3 protein-coding genes are annotated in these 23,099 nt (G+C 74.0%); all 3 read left to right on the forward strand.

Going from position 1 to position 23,099, the window contains the following annotated elements; translation table 11 throughout:
- Positions 1-194 precede the first annotated feature (194 nt).
- Genes E6W39_RS42620 through E6W39_RS42630 form a run of 3 tightly spaced genes read left to right on the forward strand, consistent with a single transcriptional unit; the run spans position 195 to position 23,067 of the window.
- Complete coding sequence (locus E6W39_RS42620) at positions 195-2,360, forward strand: AMP-binding protein (RefSeq protein WP_181799076.1); 2,166 nt, start codon at positions 195-197, stop codon at positions 2,358-2,360.
- Complete coding sequence (locus tag E6W39_RS42625; protein ID WP_141632246.1) at positions 2,357-14,869, forward strand: non-ribosomal peptide synthetase; 12,513 nt, start codon at positions 2,357-2,359, stop codon at positions 14,867-14,869. Before E6W39_RS42620 ends, E6W39_RS42625 begins: the two co-directional genes overlap by 4 nt.
- Entirely contained in the window at positions 14,866-23,067 is an 8,202-nt protein-coding gene (locus E6W39_RS42630) for a non-ribosomal peptide synthetase (protein WP_141632247.1), read from the forward strand. Before E6W39_RS42625 ends, E6W39_RS42630 begins: the two co-directional genes overlap by 4 nt.
- Positions 23,068-23,099: the final 32 nt, after the last annotated feature.

Genomic DNA, 23,099 nt, shown 5'->3' on the forward strand with positions numbered 1-23,099 from the left:
GCACGGGTGGCTCCCGCGCGTCCTGACGCAGGCCGCCGAGGGCGGCGCGGAGGGGACTGGCCACCGACGCACAGCTGCAACTCCTTGGAGTGCCGGCCTACACCGGCATGCCTGAACGGCCGCTGACGCCTGCTCCTTTCCCGGTGGCGATTCTGGCATGTCCGGCAAGTCGAGACGTTGAGGGGTGCGCGGAAATGGCTGTGTTCGACGGCGAGCTCAAGGAACTGATGGCCGGTCAGCTCGAGATCTGGCAGGCACAGCAGCTCGCGCCGGAGAATCCGGTCTACAACCTCGGCGAGTACCTGGAGATCCGCGGCGACCTCGACGTCGGCCTGTTCACCGAAACGCTCCACAGGCTGGTCGCCGAAGCCGAGACCGTACGCCTGCGGTTCCGCACCGATGCCGCCGGGACGCCCCGGCAGTACGTCGGCGACGTCCCCGAAGACCTGGTCCAGCTCGTCGACTTCAGCAGCGAACCCGACCCGCGAGCGGCCGCCGAGAGCTGGATGCGCGAGACCGTCACCCGGCCGGCCGACCTCAGCGGCGGCCCGCTGTTCGGGTTCGCCCTGCTCACCCTCGGCCCGGACCTGCACCTGTGGTACCAGGGTTACCACCACCTGCTCATCGACGGCATGGCCGGCAGCGTCCTCAGCACCCGGGCGGCCCGGATCCACGACGCACTGCTGCACGGCCAGGACCCCGCCGACGGCGCGCTGGAACCACTCGCCCTGCTGCTCGACGCCGACCGTGCCTACCGGGTGTCGGACGACCTCGACCGCGACCGCGCCTACTGGCAGGGCGTCCTCGCCGACCTCCCGCAGGTCGTCGAAGCGGGCACCGACGGCGCCGCGCGCCCGTCCCGCGGCCGGCGGCTCCCGGAACGGCTCGAACGCCACATCGCCGCCCTCACCACCGACGAGCTCGCCGAACTCAGGACCGCCGCCCGCCGCCTGCGCACCAGCCTCACCGGCCTGATGGCCTGCGCCGCCGCCGTCCACCGGCACCGCCTCACCGGACAGCGCGACATCGTCATCGGCCTGCCCGTCGCCGGTCGGACCGGACGGCGCGAACTCGCCGTCCCCGGCATGACCTCCAACAACCTGCCGCTCCGGGTGCGGATCGAGCCGAACACCCCGCTGGCCGACCTGGTCCGCCAGATCTCCGACGCCGTCCGCGAGGGCCTGCGCCACCAGCGCTACCGCTACGAGGACATCCTGCGCGACCTGCGCCTGACCGACGGCGACCCGCTGTGCGGCCTCTACGTCAACGCGATGGCCTTCGACTACCCGGAGAAGTTCGGCAGTTGCCGCGTCACGGCGGTGCGCAACGTGTCCACCGGGCCGATCGACCACACCCGCGTCAACCTCTACGCCCGCGGTGGTGACTTCGGCGTCCAGCTCGACGTCGACGTGAACCCCGCCCTGCCCGACCAGCTCCCGGCCCGGGACGTCTCCCGGCAGCTGCGCCGCGTGCTGGCCTGGCTGGTCACCGCCGAACCCAGCGAGCCGGTCGGCCGGGCCGGTCTGCTGGACCGGGACGAGCAGCGCCGTGTCCTGGTCGAATGGAACGACACCGCCCGCGACCTGCCGCCCGCAACCGCCGTGGACCTGTTCACCGCCCAGGTCGCGGCCCGCCCCGACGCCGTGGCCGTCACCGGCGAGGGCGTCCACCTCAGCTACGCCCAACTCGACGAACGGGCCAACCGGCTCGCCCACCACCTCGCCGCCCGGGGCGTCGGGCCGGAGACGGTCGTCGCCGTGTGCCAGCACCGCGGAACCGACCTGGTGGTGTCGCTGCTCGCGGTGTGGAAGGCCGGAGCCGCCTACCTGCCGATCGACCCGCAGTACCCCGCCGAACGCATCCGCCACCTGCTCACCGACAGCCGGGCGGTGGCCCTGCTGAGCGAGCAGGACATCCTCGACGAACTGCCCGCCGGGCGCCTGCTGACCGTGGCCGTGGACTCCGCCCCGGTCCACGCCGCGCTGGCGGCCGCACCCGCCACCGCACCCGGTACCGCCCTCACGCCGGCCGCCCTGGCCTACGTGATCTACACCTCGGGCTCCACCGGCACGCCCAAGGCCGTCATGCTCACCCAGGCCGGCGCCGTCAACCTGGCCGTCGCGCAACAGGAACGCTGCGCTGTGGACCGGCACAGCCGCGTCCTGCAGTTCGCCTCGGTCGGCTTCGACGCCGCCACCTGGGAACTGCTGATGGCGCTCTGCTCCGGAGCGAGCCTGGTTGTGGCCCCCGCGCGCGACCTACTGCCCTCCCCCGCGCTGACCGACCTGATCGCCCGCCACGGCGTCACCCACGCCACCCTGCCCCCGCCGTCCTGGCCGTGCTCGACCCCGCCGACATGACCGGAATCTCCACCCTCATCTCGGCCGGCGAGGCACTCGGCGCCGACCTGGCGGCCCGCTGGGCCGACGGGCGCCGCCTGATCAACGCCTACGGGCCCACCGAGGCAACCGTCTGCGCCACCATGACCAGCCCGCTCGCCGCCGGTGAAAGGCCGTCCATCGGCCGCCCCAACCCCAACGTCCGGGTCTACGTCCTCGACGGCTCCCTGGCACCCGTGGCACCCGGCGTCCTCGGCGACCTCTACATCGCCGGCGCCGGCGTCGCCCGCGGCTACCTCGGCCAACCGGGTCCGACCGCCCAGCACTTCGTCGCCGACCCGTTCGCCGCCGACGGCACCCGCATGTACCGCAGCGGCGACCGCGCCCGGTGGACCCTCGACGGGCAGCTCGACTTCGCCGGCCGCGCCGACGACCAGGTCAAGATCCGAGGCTTCCGCATCGAACCCGGCGAGGTCGAGGCAACCCTGACCGCCCACCCGCGAATCGACCAGGCCACCGTGTTGGTCCGCGAGGACGCCCCGGGCGAGCGCAGGCTGGTCGCCTACGTGGTCCCCGCCGTCGGCACCGAGCCTGCCGACGGCACCGAACTGTCCTCTGCCGTCCGGGACTTCGCTGCCGGCCGACTGCCCGAACACATGGTCCCGTCCGCGGTGACGGTCCTGGACGCGCTGCCGCTGACCGTCAACGGCAAGGTCGACCGCCGCGCCCTGCCCGCGCCCGACCACGCCACCACCACCAGCCGTCGCGCCCCCGCCACCGCGCAGGAGGAAATCCTGTGCGCCGCCTTCGCCGACACCCTCGCAGTGCCCGCCGTCGGAGTCGACGACAACTTCTTCGAGCTCGGCGGACACTCACTGCTCGCCACCCGCCTGGTCAGCCGCATCCGAGCGCTGCTCGGCGTCGAGGTCGAGATCGCCACCGTCTTCGAGGCCCCCACGGTCGCCGCGCTCGCGGCCCTGATCTGCGACTCGCACGCGGCCCGCGCCACCCTCGTCGCCGGACCGCGCCCCGAGCGCCTGCCGCTCTCCTTCGCCCAGCGCCGGCTCTGGTTCATCAGTCGGCTCGAAGGCCCGAGCGCCACCTACAACAGCCCGATGGTGCTGCGCCTGACCGGCGACATCGACCGCAAGGCGCTTGCCGCCGCACTGCGCGACGTCATCGAGCGGCACGAGGCACTGCGTACGGTGTTCGGGGTGACGGACGGCGAGCCGTTCCAACGGGTGCTGGGCGTCGAGGAGTTGGTGTGGGATCTGGCAGTGGAGGAGGTCGCGCCGCAGGAACTGCCCGCCGCGGTGGAGCGTGCGGCGTTGTCCGCTTTCGACCTCTCCGCAGTCGAAGTTCCGGTGCGGGCACGGCTGTTGGCGGTGGGCCCGCTCGATCACGTACTGGTCGTGGTGATCCATCACATCGCCACCGACGGCTGGTCGGGCGCTCCGCTGGCGCGCGATCTGTCGACGGCCTATGCGGCGCGGCTTCAGGGCCGGGCGCCGACCTGGCAGCCGCTGCCGGTGCAGTACGCGGACTACGCCCTTTGGCAGCGCGAGCTGCTCGGTGACGCGGACGACCACGCGAGTCTGTTGGCACGTCAGATCGACTACTGGCGCACCGAGTTGGCCGGAGCACCGGAGGAGCTGGCGCTCCCCGCCGACCGGCCGCGCCCGGCGGTGGCCACGCACCGCGGTCACCCGGTGGCCGTGGAGCTCCCCGCAGAGCTGCACCAGCGGCTGCTGGAGCTGGCCCGGGACCGCGGGGTGACCCTGTTCATGGTGCTGCAGGCCGGCCTGGCGGTGGCACTCTCCCGACTCGGTGCGGGCAACGACATCCCGATCGGCTCGGCGGTCGCGGGGCGCACCGACGAGGCGTTGAACGAGCTGGTCGGCGCCTTCGTCAACACCCTGGTGATCCGCACCCGGCTGTCCGGAGCGGCCGGCCTCGCCGACACCCTCGACCACGTGCGCGAGCAGGTGCTGAACGCGCTGGCGCACCAGGAGGTACCGTTCGACCGCCTGGTGGAGGAGCTGGCGCCGACCCGGTCGGTGGCCCGTCATCCGCTGTTCCAGGTGGTGCTGACGCTGCAGAACACCGACCAGGCGGCCGGCGGCACCGGCCTCGACCTGCCGGGGCTGCGGGCCGAACCGGTGGCGCTGGAACGGACGGTGGCCAAGTTCGACCTGGACGTGATGCTCGGCGAGACCTTCGATGCCCAGGGGAGGCCGGCAGGCATCCGCGGCGTCCTCACCGCGGCGGCGGACCTGTTCGATCCACCGGCTGCGCCGCGGTTCGCGGAAGCACTGCGCCGGGTGCTGGTCGCGATGACCGAGGCCCCGCTGACACCGGTGGACCAGGTCGACGTGCTCGATCCCGCCGACCGGCAGCGGGTGCTGGTGGAGTGGAACGCCACCCGTGCCCCCGCAGCGGAGTCGACGGTCCATCAGCTGTTCGAGGCGCAGGTCGCGCGCACTCCCGGTGCCGTGGCGGTCGTGGCCGGCGGCGAGTCGGTGTCGTTCGCCGAACTCGACGCGCGGGCGAACCGGTTGGCGCACTACCTGGCGGCGCGGGGCGTGGCTGCGGACTCCCTGGTGGGGCTGGCGCTGCCGCGCGGCGTGGAGATGGTCACCGGCATCCTGGCGGTGTGGAAGGCGGGCGCCGGATACCTGCCGATCGATCCCGGGCAGCCGGTGGAGCGGATCTCGTTCCTGCTGCGGGACAGCGGTGCCGCGCTGACGCTGACGACCGAGGAGATCCTGGACGACCTGCCGGCTGGCCTGGCACCGCTGGTGGCGCTGGACTCGGCGTCGGTGCGGTCGTGGCTGGCCGGCGCTGCGGCACAAGCTCCGGCCGTGTCCGTGCCGCCGGCCGCCCTGGCCTACGTGATCTACACCTCGGGGTCGACGGGTCGGCCGAAGGGCGTGGCGGTCAGCCGGGCGGCGCTGGCGAACTACGTGTCGTCGGCACCGGCGCGGGTGGGCTGCGGCGAGCCGGGCGGGCGGTATGCGCTGCTCCAGGCGCAGGCGACCGACCTGGGCAACACCATGCTCTTCGCCAGTCTGGTATCGGGTGGTGAGCTGCACATCCTGGCGGAGGACGCGGTCACCGATCCGGCCCTGGTGGCCGGCTACCTGGCCGAGCAGCGGATCGACTACCTGAAGGTGGTGCCCTCGCACCTGGCGGCCCTCGGCGCGGCGGGCGGTCTGGCGCGGGTGCTGCCGGGCAGGTCACTGGTCCTCGGCGGTGAGGCCGCACCGCCCGCTCTGGTGCGGGAGTTGGTGTCGCTGGCCGGTGACCGCGGGGTGTTCAACCACTACGGTCCGACCGAGACGACGATCGGCGTGCTGACCACCCGCCTGACCGGCGGCGAGGTGGTGCCGGTGGGGCAGCCGATCGACAACACCCGCTGCTACGTGCTGGACGGGATGCTGCGTCCGGTGGCGCCCGGTGTGGTCGGCGAGTTGTACGTCGCGGGCGCGGGTCTGGCCCGCGGGTACGTCGGGCGTGCCGGGCTGACGGCGGACCGGTTCGTGGCGTGCCCGTTCGACAGCGGACAGCGCATGTACCGCACGGGTGACCGGGCGCGGTGGACGGCCGACGGCCGACTGGTGTTCGCCGGGCGCGCGGACGACCAGGTGAAGATCCGCGGTTTCCGGATCGAGCCCGACGAGGTGGCCGCGGCGCTGACCGGGCACCGCGGGGTGGCGCAGGCGGCGGTGGTCGCGCGTGAGGACGTCCCCGGGACCCCGCAGCTGGTCGCGTACGTGGTGGGCGATGGCTCGAACGATGCCGAACTCCCGGTCACAGCACGGGCGTTCCTGGCACAGCGACTGCCGGAGCAGATGGTGCCGGCGGCGGTGGTCGTGCTGGACGCGCTGCCGCTGACCACCAGCGGGAAGCTCGACCGCCGCGCCCTGCCCGCCCCGGATTTCGAGGGCGCGGCGGGCGCGGGCCGGGGGCCGGCGACGGTCCGCGAGGAGGTGCTCTGCCAGGCGTTCGCCGAACTCCTGGGCCTGTCGGCGGTCGGCGTGGACGACGACTTCTTCGCCCTGGGCGGGCACTCGCTGCTGGCGGTCTCCTTGGTGGAGAAGCTGCGCACCCGCGGCATCGCGGTGTCGGTCAAAGCCCTGTTCCAGACGCCGACCCCGGCCGGCCTGGCGGCCGAGGCGGGTACGGAGCAGGTGGTGGTGCCGGCGAACCTGATTCCCCGGGACGCGGTCGAGATCACCCCTGCGATGCTGCCGCTGGTCGAGCTGGACGCGGCCGAGATCGAGCGGATCACCGCCCGGATCGAGGGCGGCGCGGCCAACATCGCCGACATCTATCCGCTGGCCCCCTTGCAGGAGGGCATCTTCTTCCATCACCTGCTGCAGGCCGGTCGCGGGGACGAGTCCGACGTCTACGCAGGCGCGATCACGCTCGCCTTCGACACCCGCGAGCTGCGCGACGACTTCCTCGCGGCGCTGCGCCAGGTGATCGACCGGCATGACGTCTACCGCACCGCGATCGTCTGGGACGGCCTGCGCGAGCCGGTCCAGGTGGTTCAGCGGCAGGTCGAGCTACCCGTGGTGCGGATTGCGCTCGACCCGCACGGTGCCGACGCCGAACAGCAGCTGCGCGCCGCCGCCGGCGGCTGGCTGGACCTGCGGCGTGCCCCACTGATGGACGCGCACGTCACCACGGGTCCCGGCGGGGACGGCCGGTGGCCGGCGCTGCTGCGCATCCACCACCTGGTGCGCGACGACACCACCACGGGGGCGCTGCTGAGCGAGGTGCGCATGATCCTCGCAGGGCGGGGCTCGTCGCTGCCGGACCCGCTGCCGTTCCGTGGTTTCGTCGCGCAGGCCCGCCTCGGCGTACCGCGCGAGGAGCACCGGCGCCACTTCACCGAACTGCTCGGCGATGTGTCCGAACCCACCGCCCCCTTCGGCCTGTTGGACGTGCACGGCGACGGCAGTGCGACGCACCGGGCGCGGCAGGAGGTTGACGGCGCGCTGGCAGGCCGGATCCGCGAGTTGGCGCGCCGGCTGGGCGTGAGCCCGGCCACCGTACTGCACCTGGCGTGGGCCCGGGTGGTGGCCGCGCTGTCGGGCCGCAGCGACGTGGTGTTCGGCACGGTGCTGTTCGGCCGGATGAACTCCGGCGGCGGGGCCGACCGGGTCCAGGGGCCGTTCATCAACACCCTGCCGGTGCGGGTGCGCACCGGGGAGGCCGGCGTGACGGACGCGCTGTTCGCGCTCCGCGGCCAACTGGCCGACCTGGTGGTCCACGAGCAGGCGCCGCTGACCGTGGCGCAGGGCGCCTCCGGTGTGCCGAGCGGGAGTCCGCTGTTCACCGCGCTGTTCAACTACCGCCACGACCAGGGCACCGGATCGCGGGCGGGATCCGGCGGCGCCGAAGGCCTCGCGGGCATGCGGGTGCTGTCCTACCGGGGCGCGACGAACTATCCGCTGGTCGCCAGCGTAGACGACCACCCTGACGGCTTCACCATCAGCGTCGAGGCCGCCGAGCCGGCCGACCCGGACCGGGTGTGCGCCCTGCTGCACACCTGTCTGGCCAACCTGGTGGCGGCCGCGGAGCAGGCCCCGCAGACCCGGTTGGCGGCCGTCGAGGTGCTCGACCGAGCCGAGCTCGACCGGATGCTGACGCAGTGGAACACTCCGGCCGTCCCGACCGAGCCGGTGACCGTTCCCGCGCTGTTCGCGGCTCGGGTGGCGGCGGCGCCGGAGTCGGTGGCGGTCGTCGCCGACGGTGCGTCCGTGTCCTACCGGGAGTTGGACGAGCGGGCGAACCGACTGGCGCGGCTGCTGGCCGACCGCGGTGTGGGTGCCGAGACACGGGTCGCGGTGGTGATGGAGCGCGGTGTCGACCTGATCGTGGCACTGCTGGCCGTGTTGAAGGCGGGCGGGGCGTACGTGCCGGTGGATCCGGCCTATCCCGACGAGCGGATCGAGTTCACCCTCGCGGACGCGGGCGCGAGCTGGGTGCTGACCGAGGCGGTGCTGCGGGACCGCCTGGCGGGCTCCGGAGTGCCGCTGGTGGTACTGGACGATCCCGCCGTGGTGGCGGAGTCGGCGGCCGCCGGGGGCACCGCGCCGGACGTCGAGCTGCTGCCGGACCACGCGGCGTACGTGATCTACACGTCGGGCTCCACGGGGCGGCCGAAGGGCGTTGTGGTGACCCACCGCAACGTCACCGACCTGTTCGCGCAGACTCGCGGGCTCTTCGAGTTCGGCACCGACGAGGTGTGGAGCTGGTTCCACTCCTTCGCGTTCGACTTCTCGGTCTGGGAGCTGTGGGGAGCGCTGCTGCACGGCGGCCGGGTCGCTGCGGTCTCCTACGAGGTGTCGCGCTCGCCCCGCGAGTTCCTGGAGCTGCTGGAGCGCGAGCGGGTCACCGTGCTGAGCCAGACCCCGTCGGCGTTCCAGCAGTTGATGGCGGTGGCGGACGACCGCCCGGAGGCGCTGGGGTCGTTGCGCACGGTGGTGTTCGGCGGCGAGGCGCTCGATCCCGCGCGGTTGGTGCCGTGGTGGGCGCGGCACCCGGCCGGCGGGCCCCGCCTGGTGAACATGTACGGCATCACCGAGACGACGGTCCATGTGACGTTCCACGAACTGGTCGCCGGTGACGACGCGGTGGGCAGTGTGATCGGGCGGGCCGTTCCGGGCCTGCGCAGCTACCTGCTGGACGAGGCACTGGCCCCGGTGCCGGTCGGGGCCGTCGGTGAACTGTACGTCGCCGGCGGCCAGTTGGCGCGCGGCTACCTGGGGCGTGCCGGGCTGACGGCGGAGCGGTTCGTGGCGTGCCCGTTCGAGAGCGGACAGCTCATGTACCGCACGGGTGACCGGGCGCGGTGGACGGCCGACGGCCGACTGGTGTTCGCCGGGCGCGCGGACGACCAGGTGAAGATCCGCGGTTTCCGGATCGAGCCCGACGAGGTGGCCGCGGCGCTGACCGGGCATCCGCGCCTCGCCCAGGTCGCGGTGGTCGCGCGGGAGGACGTGCCCGGTGACCCGCGCCTGGTCGCCTACGCGGTGCCGGCCGAGGGTGCGGCCGACGGGCTCGCGCAGTTGGTCCGCGAGGTCGCGGCCGAGCGGCTGCCGGCGCATCTGGTGCCGTCGGCGGTGGTGGTGCTGGACGCGCTGCCGCTGACGGTGAACGGAAAGCTGGACCGCCGGGCGCTGCCCGCCCCGGAGCAGGCCGCCACCGGCGCGGGCCGGGCCCCGGCCACCACCCATGAGGTGCTGATGTGCCAGGCGTTCGCCGACGTCCTCGGCCTTGACCGGGTCGGCGTCGACGACGACTTCTTCGCGATGGGCGGTCACTCGCTGATGGCGATGCGACTGGTCAGCCGGGTGCGGGCGGTGCTCGGCGTGGAGCTGCCGGTCCGCCAGTTGTTCGACACGCCGACTCCGGCCGCGCTGGCCGCCCGGCTGGACGGGGCCGCCGCAGGCCGGGCCGCCCTGGTGCCGATGGCTCGCCCCGAGCACCTGCCGCTGTCCTTCGCACAGCGCCGGCTCTGGTTCATCGGGCAGCTCGAAGGCGCGAGCACCACCTACACCATTCCGCTGGTCCTGCGGCTGACCGGGGAGCTGGACCGCGAGGCCCTCGCGGCCGCCCTGCGCGACGTGGTCGGCCGGCACGAGGTGCTGCGCACGGTCTTCGAATCCCTGGACGGCGAGCCCTACCAGCGGGTCCTTCCCATCGAGGAGGCCCGCCTCGAACTCCCGGTGCTGACGGTGACCCAGGCAGAGCTGACGGCCGCGATCGCCGACTCGGCGGGCCGTCCGTTCGAGCCCGGCGACCGCCTGCCGCTGCGGGCGACGCTGCTCGCGCTGAGCGCGGTCGACCACGTCCTGGTGCTGACGGTGCACCACATCGCCGCCGACGGCTGGTCGGCCGGCCCGCTGACCCGCGACCTCACGGCCGCCTACGCCGCCCGGGCGCAGGGGCATGAGCCGCGCTGGGCCGAACTGCCGGTGCAGTACGCGGACTACGCGCTGTGGCAGCGTGCGGTGCTGGGCGAGGAGGACGACCCGAGCAGCCTCCTGGCGCGCCAGCTGGACTACTGGCGCGAGGAGTTGGCGGGCGCGCCGGCCGAGCTCGCGCTGCCGGCCGACCGGCCGCGGCCGCGGCTGGCCTCGCACCGCGGGCACACGGTGGCGCTGGAGCTGCCCACCGAGCTGCACGCGCGGCTGGCCGGGCTGGCCCGGGAACGGGGCGTCACCCTCTTCATGGTCCTGCAGGCGGGCCTGGCGGTGCTGCTCCGTGCGCTCGGCGCCGGGGAGGACATCCCGATCGGTTCGGCGGTGGCCGGACGCACCGACGAGGCGCTGGACGAGCTGATCGGCTTCTTCGTCAACACCCTGGTCATCCGCACCGACCTGTCCGGGGACCCGACCTTCGAGCAGCTGCTCGACCGGGTCCGCGAGCGCAGCCTCGGCGCCCTGGCCCACCAGGACGTGCCGTTCGAGCGGCTGGTGGAGGAGCTCGCGCCGGCCCGCTCCATGGCGCGGCATCCGCTGTTCCAGGTGATGCTGACCCTGCAGAACACCGTGGCGCCGGACGGCCTGGAGCTGTCGGGCGTGCGGGCCGCGCGGATCCCGACGGTGGCACCGGCGGCCAAGGTCGACCTGGAGCTGTCGCTGCGGGAGATGTTCGACGCCCAGGGGGTGCCCGCGGGCCTGACCGGGACGCTGGTCGCGGCGGCGGACCTGTTCGACGCGGAGTCGGCCGAACTGCTGGTCGCGCGGCTGCGGCGGGTGCTGGAACAGGTCTGCGCCGAGCCCGGCACGCGGGTGGGCGCGGTGGAGGTGCTGGACGCGCCGGAGCGCTGGCGGATCCTCCGGGAGTGGAGCGGGACGGCGGCCGAGCTGCCGGACGCCACCCTGGCCGAGCTGTTCGAGGCCCAGGTGGCGCGCACGCCGGACGCGACCGCCCTGGTCTGCGGCGGTGTGCAGCTGTCGTACGCGGAACTGGACGCCAGGGCGAGCCGGTTGGCGGTGCTGCTGGCGGACCGGGGAGTCGGCCCCGAGTCGGTGGTCGCGGTGCTGCTGGAGCGCGGCGTCGACCTGGTGGTGGCCCTGCTGGCGGTCGTGAAGGCGGGCGGCGCGTATCTTCCGGTGGACCCGGAGTACCCGGCGCAGCGGATCGCGTTCATGCTCCAGGACGCGGCGCCGGTGTGCGTGCTGACGTCCTCGGCGGCCGGGTCGGCGGTGCCCGTGCCGGCCGGTGTGCCGGTGCTGGACCCGGCGGAGTCGGCTGAGCCGGCGGCTGTCGGAGCCGGGACCGGCGCACCGCCGTCCCGCGCGGCGCTGCGGCCCGAGCACCCGGCCTACGTCATCCACACCTCGGGTTCGACCGGGCGCCCCAAGGGAGTCGTCGTCCCGCACGGGGCGCTGGTGCAGCACCTGCGGGCGGTGGCCGAGCGGGTGCCGCTGGCACCGGAGGACCGCCTGCTGGCGGTGACGACGGTCTCCTTCGACATCGCGGCCCTGGAGCTGTTCCTGCCGTTGGTGCACGGCGCGTCCGTGGTGCTCGCCGATCGGGACACGGTGCGCGACCCGTGGGCGCTGCGGCAGTTGGTGCGGCGCAGCGGTACGACGGTGCTCCAGGCCGTGCCTTCGCTGTGGCGGGAGCTGCTGGCCGAGCCGGCCGACTGGGCGCGCGGCCTGCGGATGCTGGTCGGCGGCGAGGCGTTGCCCGAGGAACTGGCGGCGCGGATCCGCGAGTCGGGTGAACGGGCGGTGAACCTGTACGGTCCGACCGAGACCGCGATCTGGGCTGCCTCGGCCGAGCTCGGCGCGGGCCCGGTGACGATCGGCCGGCCGTTCGCCAACACCCGTGCCTATGTGCTGGATGCGGCGCTGCGCCCGGTCGCCCCGGGTGTGGCCGGGGAGTTGTACCTGGTGGGCGGGCAGCTGGCGCGCGGCTACCTGGGTCGCAGCGCACTGACCGCCGAGCGGTTCACGGCCTGCCCGTTCGAGGACGGGGCCCGGATGTACCGCACCGGTGACCTGGCCCGCTGGCGCCGCGACGGGACCCTGGAGTGCCTCGGCCGCATCGACGAGCAGGTGAAGGTGCGCGGGTACCGGATCGAGCTCGGCGAGGTCGAGGCCGCGCTGGAGAGCCACCCGCTGGTGCTGCGGGCGGCTGTGGCGGTCCGTCAGAACTCCGTTGGTGAAGGCCGGTTGGCCGGATACGTGGTGCCCCGCAGCGGCGCCGCCCTCGACCCGGCCGAGTTGCGCAGCCGGCTGGGCCAGGCGCTGCCGGACTACATGGTGCCCTCGGCGCTGATGGTCCTGGACGCGCTGCCGCTGACGGCCAACGGAAAGCTGGACCGCACGGCGCTGCCGGAGCCGCAGTTCGGGACCGGCGCCGGCCGGGCACCGGCCACTGCCCAGGAGGTGCTGGTCTGCCAGGCCTTCGCCGACGTGCTCGGCCTCGAACGGGTCGGCGCCGAAGACGACTTCTTCGAGCTGGGCGGGCACTCGTTGCTGGCCATGCGCCTGCTGAGCCGGGTGCGGGCGGCGCTCGGAGTGGAGCTGCCGGTCCGCATGGTGTTCGAGGCGCCGACGCCGGCCGCGCTGGCGGGCCGGCTCGCCGGAGCCGGGCAACCCGCCGTGCCCCTGACGGCGGCTGTGCCGCGGCCGCGGCACCTGCCGCTCTCCTTCGCCCAGCGCAGGCTGTGGTTCCTCGGTGAGCTGGAGGGACCGAGCCCGGCCTACAACGTGCCGATGGCCCTGCGTCTGACCGGTGAGCTGGACCGCGAGGCCCTCGCGGCCGCGCTGCGCGATCTGCTCGGCCGCCACGAGGTGCTGCGCACGGTCGTCGAGACGGTCGACGGGCAGCCGGGTCAGCGGGTGCTCCCGGTCGAGCGGAGCGGCTTCGAGCTCGCGGTGCTGCCGACGACTCCGGACCGGCTGGCCGCCGCGGTCGTGGCCGAGGCCGGGCACGCCTTCGACCTCGCGGGCGAACTCCCGCTGCGGGCGAGTCTGTTCGCGGTGAGTGCGACCGAGCACGTGCTGCTCCTGGTGGCCCACCACATCGCCACCGACGGCTGGTCGGCCGGACCGCTGGCGCGCGACCTCTCGGCCGCCTACGCAGCACGGCTCACGGGCCGGCAGCCGGACTGGGCGCCGCTGCCGGTGCAGTACGCGGACTACGCGCTGTGGCAGCGTGCGGTGCTGGGCGACTCGGCGGATCCGGACAGCCTCGGCACCCGTCAACTCGCTTACTGGCGCACGGACCTGGCCGGCGCTCCGGAGGAGCTGGAGCTGCCGGCCGACCGTCCGCGCCCGGCGGTCGCTAGCCGCCGTGCCCTCGCGGTGGAGCTGTCCACCCCGGCGGACCTGCACCGCGGCCTGCTGGACCTCGCGCGCGTGCACGGCGTGACCCTGTTCATGGTGCTGCAGGCGGCCCTGGCCGTGACCCTCAACCGGTCCGGCGCCGGCACCGACATCCCGATCGGGACGGCCGTCGCCGGGCGCACCGACGAGGCGCTGGCGGAGCTGGTCGGTTCCTTCGTCAACACCTTGGTGATCCGAACCGACCTGTCCGGCAACCCCACCCTGGCTGAGGTGCTGCACCGGGTCCGGGAGCGGAGCCTGGGCGCCCTCGCCCACCAGGAGCTACCGTTCGAGCACCTGGTCGAGGAGCTCGCCCCGGCCCGTTCGCTGGGCCGCAACCCGCTGTACCAGGTGGCGCTGACCCTGCAGAACACCGCGGCGGCCCAGTCGGACGGCGGCGCGCTGCCGGAGCTGGCCGGCCTCCTGGTCGAGCCGTTCGGCGTGCGGGCGCCCGGGGCCAAGGAGGATCTCGAACTCAGCCTGCGGGAGGCGTTCGACCCCGAGGGCGCTCCGGCGGGGATCACCGGTGTGGCCACCGCGGCGGCCGACCTGTTCGAGGCGGCGACGGTCCAGCGGCTGGCGGACCGGTTGATCCGGGTACTGCAGGCGATGGTCGGCGATCCGCAGGCCCGGCTGGCCTCGGTGGACGTGCTCGGGGCCACCGAGCGCCACCAGGTGCTGGAGCTGTGGAACAGCACGGCGCTCGCGGCGCCCCCGCTGTCGGCCTCCGCGCTGTTCGAGGCGCAGGTCGCACGGACTCCGCACGCGCTCGCCGTCCTGGCGGACGGCCTGTCCCTGACCTATGCCGAACTCGACGAGCGGGCGGACCGGTTGGCGCGCCGGCTGACGGCGCACGCAGTGGCCGCCGAATCGCTGGTGGGCATCTGCCTGCCGCGCGGCGCCGACCAGCTGGCCGCGATCCTGGCGGTCTGGAAGGCGGGGGCGGCGTATCTGCCGCTGGACCCCGGATACCCGGCCGAGCGGCTGGAGTTCATGCTGCGCGACGCTGATCCGGTGCTGACGCTGACGACCCCGGAGCTCCTGGGCACGCTGTCCGCGGCGGGCACCCCCTGGCCACCCTGGACGGGCCGTGGCCGCCGCGGGCGCCTCAGGAGCCGGGAGCAGCCGGGTCGCCGGGAGCAGCCGGGTCGCCGAGCGGGCTGGCCTACGTGATCTACACCTCGGGGTCGACGGGTCGGCCGAAGGGCGTGGCGGTCACCCACACGGGCGTGGCCTCGCTGGCGGCCGCCCAGGCGGAGCGCTTCGCGGTGGACGGTGGGAGCCGGCTGCTGCAGTTCGCGTCCGTCAGTTTCGATGCCGCGGTGTCGGACCTGCTGGTGGCGCTGTCCAGCGGTGCCGCCCTGGTGCTGGCCGACGCGGCGGAGCTGGTGCCGGGGGCCGGTCTGGTGGAGTTGGTGGCACGGCACGGGGTGACGCACCTGACGCTGCCGCCGGCCGTTCTGGCGGTCCTGGACCCGGCGAGCCTGCCGTCGGTGCGCACGCTGGTGTCGGCCGGTGAGGCGCTGGGCGCCGACCTGGTCGACAGGTGGGCTGCCGGCCGGAGGTTCGTCAACGCCTACGGGCCGACGGAGACCACGGTCTGCGCGACGATGTCGGCTCCGCTGGCGCCCGGAGACCTGCCGACCATCGGCGGCCCGATCGCCAACGCCCGGGTGTACGTGCTGGACGAGCAGCTCGGCGTGCTGCCGCCGGGAGTCGCAGGTGACCTCTACGTGGCGGGCCCCGGCCTGGCCCGCGGCTACCTGGGCCGCCCGGATTCGACGGCGGAGCGGTTCGTCGCCTGCCCGTTCGGCCCCGAAGGGCATGGGCCCCTCGCCCCCAGCCTGACGGCCGGGAGGTACCCCCAGCCCGGCGGCGGGCAAGGAGGGCGCATGTACCGCACCGGAGACCGGGTGAAGTGGACGGCGGACGGCCGGCTGGTGTTCACCGGCCGGGCGGACGAGCAGCTGAAGATCCGCGGCTTCCGGGTCGAGCCGGGCGAGGTCCAGGCCGTGCTGGCCGGCCATCCCGGGGTGGCCAGGACCGCCGTGGTGGCCCGGGAGGGGGCGCTCGTCGCCTACCTGGTGCCCACCACCCCCGGCTCGGTTCCCGAGGACCTGCGGGAGTTCACGGCCAGGCGGCTGCCCGAGTACCTGGTACCCGCGGCCTTCGTGGCACTCGACACGCTTCCGCTGACCCCCAACGGCAAGCTGGACCGAGCGGCGCTGCCGGCTCCGGACCAGGCCGGGGCGGCCGCCGGTCGGGGGCCGGAGACCGTGCGGGAGGAGATCCTCTGCGCGGCGTTCGCCGAGGTGCTGGGCCTGGAGCGGGTGGGGGTCGACGACGACTTCTTCGAGCTGGGTGGTCACTCGCTGCTGGTGGTGTCGTTGGTGGAGGCTCTGCGGGTGCGGGGCGTGTCGGTTTCGGTGGGGGCGCTGTTCCAGACCCCGACCCCGGCCGGGCTGGCCTGCTCGGCGGCCGCCGAGCAGGTGGTCGTGGAACCGAACCTGATCCCGGCGGATGCCACCGAACTCACCCCCGCGATGCTGCCGCTGATCGAGCTGGACGAGTCCGAACTCGCCGCTCTGGTGGCGCAGGTCGACGGCGGTGCGGCCAACATCGCGGACGTGTACCCGCTGGCGCCACTGCAGGAGGGATTCTTCTTCCACCATCTGATGGCACGGCAGGACGGTGCGGACTCCGACGTCTACGTGGCGCCGACCGTTCTGGCGTTCGACACCAGGAAGCGGCTCGACGGCTTCCTGGCGGCGCTCCAGCAGGTCGTGGACCGGCACGACATCTACCGCACCGCGATCGTCTGGGAGGGGCTGCGCGAGCCGGCGCAGGTCGTACTGCGTCATGCCCGGCTTCCGATCGTGCCGGTGGTCCTGGCCCCCGAGGGCCCGGACCCGGTGGACCAGCTGCTGGCGGTCACGCCTTCGTGGCTGGATCTGCGCCGGGCGCCGCTGATGGACCTGCACATCGCCGCCGAACCGGGCAGCGACCGATGGTTGGCGATGCTGCGGTTCCACCACCTGATCCAGGACCACACGTCGATGGAGGTGATGATCACGGAGGTGGCCGCGCTGATGGCCGGCCGGGGCGACCGGCTGCCGCGACCACTGCCGTTCCGAACCTTCGTGGCCCAGGCACGTGGCGGGGTGCCGCAGGCTGAGCACGCGCGCTACTTCCGCGAGTTGCTCGGCGACCTGACCCAGACCACCGCGCCGTTCGGCGCCGTGGACGTTCCCGGCGGGGACGCCGGCGAACGGGCCCGACTCACCCTCGACAGCGCGCTCGCGGCACGGACCAGGGAGCTGGCGCGCCGGCTGGGAGTGAGTGCGGCCACTGTCTTCCACCTGGCGTGGATCCGGGTGCTGGCCGCGGTCAGCGGCCAGGACGACGTGGTCTTCGGCACGGTGCTGTTCGGCCGGATGAACGCCGGTGCGGGGTCGGACCGGGTGCCCGGGCTCTTCCTCAACACCCTGCCGATGCGGATGCGGATCGGTGCGCTCACCGTGACCGAGGCGCTGGCCGCCACCCGGGACCGGCTGGCCGAGCTGCTGGTGCACGAACACGCCCCGCTCGCGCTCGCCCGCCAGGCCAGCGCTCTGCCCGCCGGCAGTCCGCTGTTCGCCGCGATCTTCAACTACCGCCACCAGCAGGCGGCCACGCGGGCAGCCGGCGGCCTCGAGGGAATCGAGGTGCGGTACTCCCGGGAGCGGTCCGACTACCCGCTCAACGTCACCGTCGACGACGACGGCGCGGAGTTCCGGCTCACCATCGAGGCCACGGCTGCGGCCGAGCCGGTACGGGTCGGGGCGCTGCTGCAGACGGCGCTCGGCCACCTGGTGACAGCGCTGGAGTCGGCGCCGCAGACGCGCCTGGCGGCGGTGCCGACACTGGACCGCGAGCAGCGGGACCAGGTGCTGGCACGGTGGAACGACACCGCGGCCGAGCTGCCCGCGGGTCTGGTGCCCGAGGTGTTCGCCGCACAGGCGGCGCGGACGCCGGACGCCGTCGCGGTCAGGTCCGGGGAACGGACGGCGACCTTCGGCGAGTTGGCGGCTCGGGCGAACCAGCTGGCCCACTACCTGAGGGCGCAGGGCGTGGGCCCCGAGTCCGTGGTGGGCCTGTGCCTTCCGGCCGGCGTGGAGCTGCTGACCGTGATCCTGGGGGTGTGGCAGGCAGGTGCGGCCTATCTCCCGCTGGATCCGCAGTACCCGGCCGATCGGCTGGCGTTCATGCTGCGGGACAGCAGGGCCGGGGCGCTGATCGGCACCCTGGACAGCCTGGACGAGCTGCCGGCCGGACTGCTGCGCACCATCGCGCTGGACGAGCCGCTGGTGGCCGCCCAGTTGGCGAACCGGTCCGCCGAGGCACCGGAAGGCGGCCTGACGGCCGAGCGGTTGGCGTACGTGATGTACACCTCCGGGTCCACGGGCCGGCCCAAGGGTGTGGCGGTCACGCACGGCGGGCTGGCGAACTACGTGCTGTGGGCGGCGGACGCCTACGGCATGGCGGCCGGTGGCGGCGCCCCGCTGCACTCCTCACCGGCCTTCGACCTCACCGTGACCAGCCTGCTCGTGCCGCTGGTGACCGGCTCGACGGTCGTGGTCAGCGAGGCCGGCGGCGCCGAGGGGCTGGCCGACCTGATGGCCGGCGAGCCGGAGTTCGGCTTGGTGAAGGTGGTGCCCGGTCATCTCCCGCTGCTCGCCGAGCTGTTGCCGGACGAGGCGGCGGCCCGGTCGACCCGCCGCCTGATCGTGGGCGGCGAGGCCCTGCACGGCGCGGACGTCCGCGCCTGGCTCGAGCGGGCACCGGGCTCGGTGCTGGTGAACGAGTACGGCCCGACCGAGACCGTGGTCGGCTGCTGCGTCCATGAACTGACGGCGGGTCAGGCGATCGGCGACGTGGTGCCGATCGGCCGTCCGATCGCCAACACCCGGCTGTTCGTGCTGGACGAGCACCTGCAGCCGGCTCCGATCGGCGTGCCCGGGGAGGTCTACATCGCCGGCGCCCAGTTGGCGCGCGGCTACCTGGGCCGACCGGACCTGACGGCGGAACGCTTCGTGGCGAACCCGTTCGGGGCCGGCGACGGGCTCCTGCCCGGTGGCGCGCGGGCGGGGAGGATGTACCGCTCGGGCGACCTGGCGCGCTGGACGGCGGACGGCCTGCTGGAGTACCTCGGCCGGGTGGACGAACAGGTCAAGGTGGGTGGCTACCGGATCGAGCCCGGCGAGGTCCAGGCCGTGATCGCCGGCCACCGGTCGGTGGCGCAGGCCGCGGTGATCGCCCGCGAGGACGTGCCCGGTGACCGGCGCCTGGTCGCCTACGTGGTTCCGTCGGGCGGGGCCGGCGAGGGGCTGGCGGACGCGGTGCGCGACCATGCCGCCGCGCGGCTGCCGGAGCACATGAGGCCCTCCACCGTCGTGGTCCTCGACACGCTGCCGGTCACCAGGAACGGCAAGCTGGACCGGGCGGCGCTACCCGCCCCGGTGCCGGCCGCCCCGGCAGGCGGGCGGGCGCCGCTCACCACACAGGAGGAACTGCTCTGCCAGGCCTTCGCCCAGGTCCTCGGGCTGGCGGCGGTCGGTGCCGACGACGACTTCTTCGCCCTCGGCGGCCAGTCACTGCTGGCCACCCGACTGGTCAGCAGGGTGCGTGCGGTGCTCGGCGTCGAGCTCCCGATCCGGGTGCTCTTCGAGCGGCCCACCCCTGCCGCCATCGCCGCCCACCTCACCGGGGCCGCCCGGGGCCGTACCGCACTGACACCGGTGGCGCGGCCCGAGCGGCCGCCGCTCTCCTTCGCGCAGCGCCGGCTCTGGTTCATCGGCCGGCTCGAAGGGCCCAGCGCCACGTACAACGTGCCGATGGCGGTACGGCTGACCGGCACGCTGGACCGTGCGGCGCTGGCCGCGGCGCTGCGGGATGTGATCGGCCGTCACGAGGTGCTGCGCACGGTGCTGCGGCTGTCCGGTGGCGAGCCGTACCAGTGGGTGCTGCCGCTCGACGAGACCGGCTTCGAGCTGCCGGTGGTCGAGCTGAGCGCGGAGGAGCTGCCCGCCGCGCTCACCCTGGAGGCCGGCCGGGGCTTCGACCTCGCAGCCGAGATCCCGCTGCGAGCCTGCCTGTTCGGGCTGGGCCCGGCCGACCACGTCCTGCTGCTCGTCGTCCACCACATCGCCACCGACGGCTGGTCGACGGCACCGCTGACCCGGGACGTCTCCCGCGCCTATGCCGCACGGACGGCGGGCCGGGCACCCGGCTGGGAGCCGCTGCCCGTGCAGTACGCGGACTACGCGCTGTGGCAGCGCGAGCTGCTCGGGAACGACGGCGAGCCGAGCGACCTCCTCGCCGACCAGTTGGCCTACTGGCGCGCCGCGCTGGCCGGGGTGCCGCAGGAGCTGGCGCTTCCCGCCGACCACGTGCGTCCCGCGCTGGCCGGCCACCGCGGCCACACCGCACCGGTGGCCGTCCCGGCCGACGTGCACGCGCGCCTGGTGGAGCTGACCCGCTCCGAAGGCGTGACCACGTTCATGGTGCTCCAGGGCGCGCTGGCGGTGCTGCTGTCGCGGTGGGGCGCGGGCAGCGACATACCGATCGGATCACCCAGTGCCGGTCGCACCGACGAGGCGCTCGACGAACTGGTCGGCTGTTTCGTCAACACCCTGGTGCTGCGCACCGATCTGACGGGGGATCCGACCTTCCGTGAGGTGCTGCGCCGGGTGCGCGAGTCGAGCCTGTCGGCCTTCGCCCACCAGGACGTCCCGTTCGAGCGGCTGGTCGAGGAACTCGCCCCGGACCGCTCGATGGCCCGTCATCCGCTGTTCCAGGTGATGCTGACGCTGCACGACAACGCCGGGGCCGTCCTGCGGCTGGCCGGCCTCGACGCACAGGCGGTGCCGGTCAGCCGGTCGACGGCCAGGTTCGACCTGGATCTGAACCTCGGTGAGCAGTTCGACGCCGACGGTGCGCCGGCGGGCCTGCGCGGTGCGCTGGTCGCCTCGGCCGACCTGTTCGAACCGGAGACCGCCGAGCGCCTGGCCACCGGGCTGGCGCGGGTGCTGGAGCAGCTGCTCGCGGCGCCGCAGGAGCGGCTGAGCACGGTGCGGGTACTCGACGGGTCCGAGCGGCAGCAGATCCTGACCGCGTGGAACGACACGGCCGCGGTGGTTCCGGACACGACCCTGGCGGAGTCGTTCGCGGCGCAGGCGGCGCGGACGCCGGATGCGGTGGCCGTGGTGTTCGACGGGGTGCGGGTGTCGTACGCGGAGCTGGACGCCCGGGCGAACCGGCTGGCGCGCCACCTGATCGCGTGCGGTGTGGGTGCGGAGTCGGTGGTGGGGGTGTGCCTGGAGCGGTCGGTGGAGCTGGTGGTGGCGCTGCTGGCCGTGGTCAAGGCGGGTGGCGCGTACCTGCCGGTGGATCCGGAGCATCCGGCCGAGCGGATCGCGCTGACGCTCGCCGATGCGGGTGCGGTGTGCGTGCTGACCACGGATGCGTGCGGCGGGGCGCTGCCCACCGGTGCGGCGCGGGTGGCGGTGGACGATCCGCTGATCGCGGAGCAGTCGTCCGAGGCTCCCGAGGTGCGGGTGCTGCCGGCCCATCCGGCGTACGTGATCTTCACCTCCGGCTCGACGGGGCGGCCCAAGGGTGTGGTGGTACCGCACGAGGGCATCGTGAACCGGTTGGCGTGGATGCAGGAGCTGTCCGGCATCGGTGCCGGGGACCGGGTGCTGCAGAAGACGCCGTTCGGGTTCGACGTGTCGGTGTGGGAGTTCTTCTGGCCGCTGGTCCAGGGGGCGGCGGTGGTACTGGCCCGGCCGGGCGGGCACCGGGATCCTGCGTACCTGGCGGCCTTGGTGCGCGAACAGGGCGTGACCGTCGCCCACTTCGTGCCGTCGGTGCTGGAGCTGTTCGTGCGCGAGCCGGCCGCGGCCGGCTGCACGGGTCTGCGGGCGGTCTTCTGCAGCGGTGAGGCGCTGGCCGCGCCCTTGCGCGACCGGTTCCTCGAACTGCTGGACGGCGTGCCGCTGTTCAACCTCTACGGGCCGACCGAGGCGTCGGTCGACGTGACGGCCGCACGCTGCCGCGCGGACGACGGTGCGGTGGTGCCGATCGGCGGACCGGTGGCCAACACCCGGGTGTACGTGCTGGACGGCTCGCTGAGCCCGGTACCGGTGGGCGTCGCGGGCGAACTGTACCTGGCCGGCGTGCAGTTGGCGCGCGGGTACGCGGATCGGGCGGCGCTCACGGCCGAGCGGTTCGTGGCCTGCCCGTTCGAGGCGGGAGCCCGGCTGTACCGCACCGGTGACCGGGTGAAGTGGACGGCCGATGGGCGATTGGTCTACCTCGGCCGCACGGACGACCAGGTCAAGATCCGCGGTGTCCGGATCGAGCCCGGGGAGGTGCAGGCGGTGCTGGCCGCGCACCCGGCGGTCGACCGGATCGCCGTGGTCGCGCGGGACGGGCTGCTGGTCGCCTACCTGGTCCCCGCCCACCCCGGCATCACCGCCGAGGGCCTGCGGGAGTTCGCGGCGCTGAGCCTGCCGGAACACCTGGTGCCGTCGGCCGTGGTCGTCCTCGACGCGCTGCCGGTCACCGCCAACGGCAAGCTCGACCGCGACGCGCTGCCCGCACCCGAGTACACCGCCGCACGGGGCCGGGGCCCGGCCACCCTCCGCGAGGAGATCATGTGCCGGGCCTTCGCCGAGGTCCTCGGGCTGCCCATCGTCGGAGCGGAGGACGACTTCTTCGCACTGGGCGGGCATTCGCTGCTGGCCGTGGCGCTGGCGGAGCACCTGCGGGCGCAGGGGGTGCCGGTCTCGGTGCGGGCGCTGTTCCGCACTCCGACTCCGGCGGGACTGGCAGCCGCAGCAGCCAGCGAGGTCGAGGCGCCGCCGAACCTGGTTCCCGACGGCGCCGAGGAGCTCACACCCGAAATGCTGCCGCTGGCCGGGCTCACCGCGGCCGAGCTCGACCGGGTGGTGGCCCAGGTACCGGGCGGCGCGGCCAACGTCGCGGACGTGTACCCGCTCGCCCCGCTGCAGGAGGGCTTCTTCTACCACTACCTCGCCGCCGATCCGCACGGCGGCGGAGCCGATGTGTACGCGGTGCCCTTCGTGCTCGGCTTCGACGCGCGGGAGCGGTTGGACGCGTTCCTCGCCGCGCTCCAGCAGGTGGTGGACCGGCATGACGTCTACCGCACGGCGATCGTGTGGGAAGGGCTGCGGGAGCCGGTGCAGGTGGTGCTGCGCAGGGCGGAGCTGCCGGTCCGGGAGGTGGTCCTGGACACCGGGAGTGCGGATCCGGTGGAGCAGTTGCCGGCCATCGGAGGGACCCGGATGGACCTGCGCCGGGCCCCCTGATCCGCGTCACCACGGCCGCCGAGCCCGGCAGC

This window comes from Kitasatospora acidiphila, assembly GCF_006636205.1.
GTDB lineage: Bacteria > Actinomycetota > Actinomycetes > Streptomycetales > Streptomycetaceae > Kitasatospora > Kitasatospora acidiphila.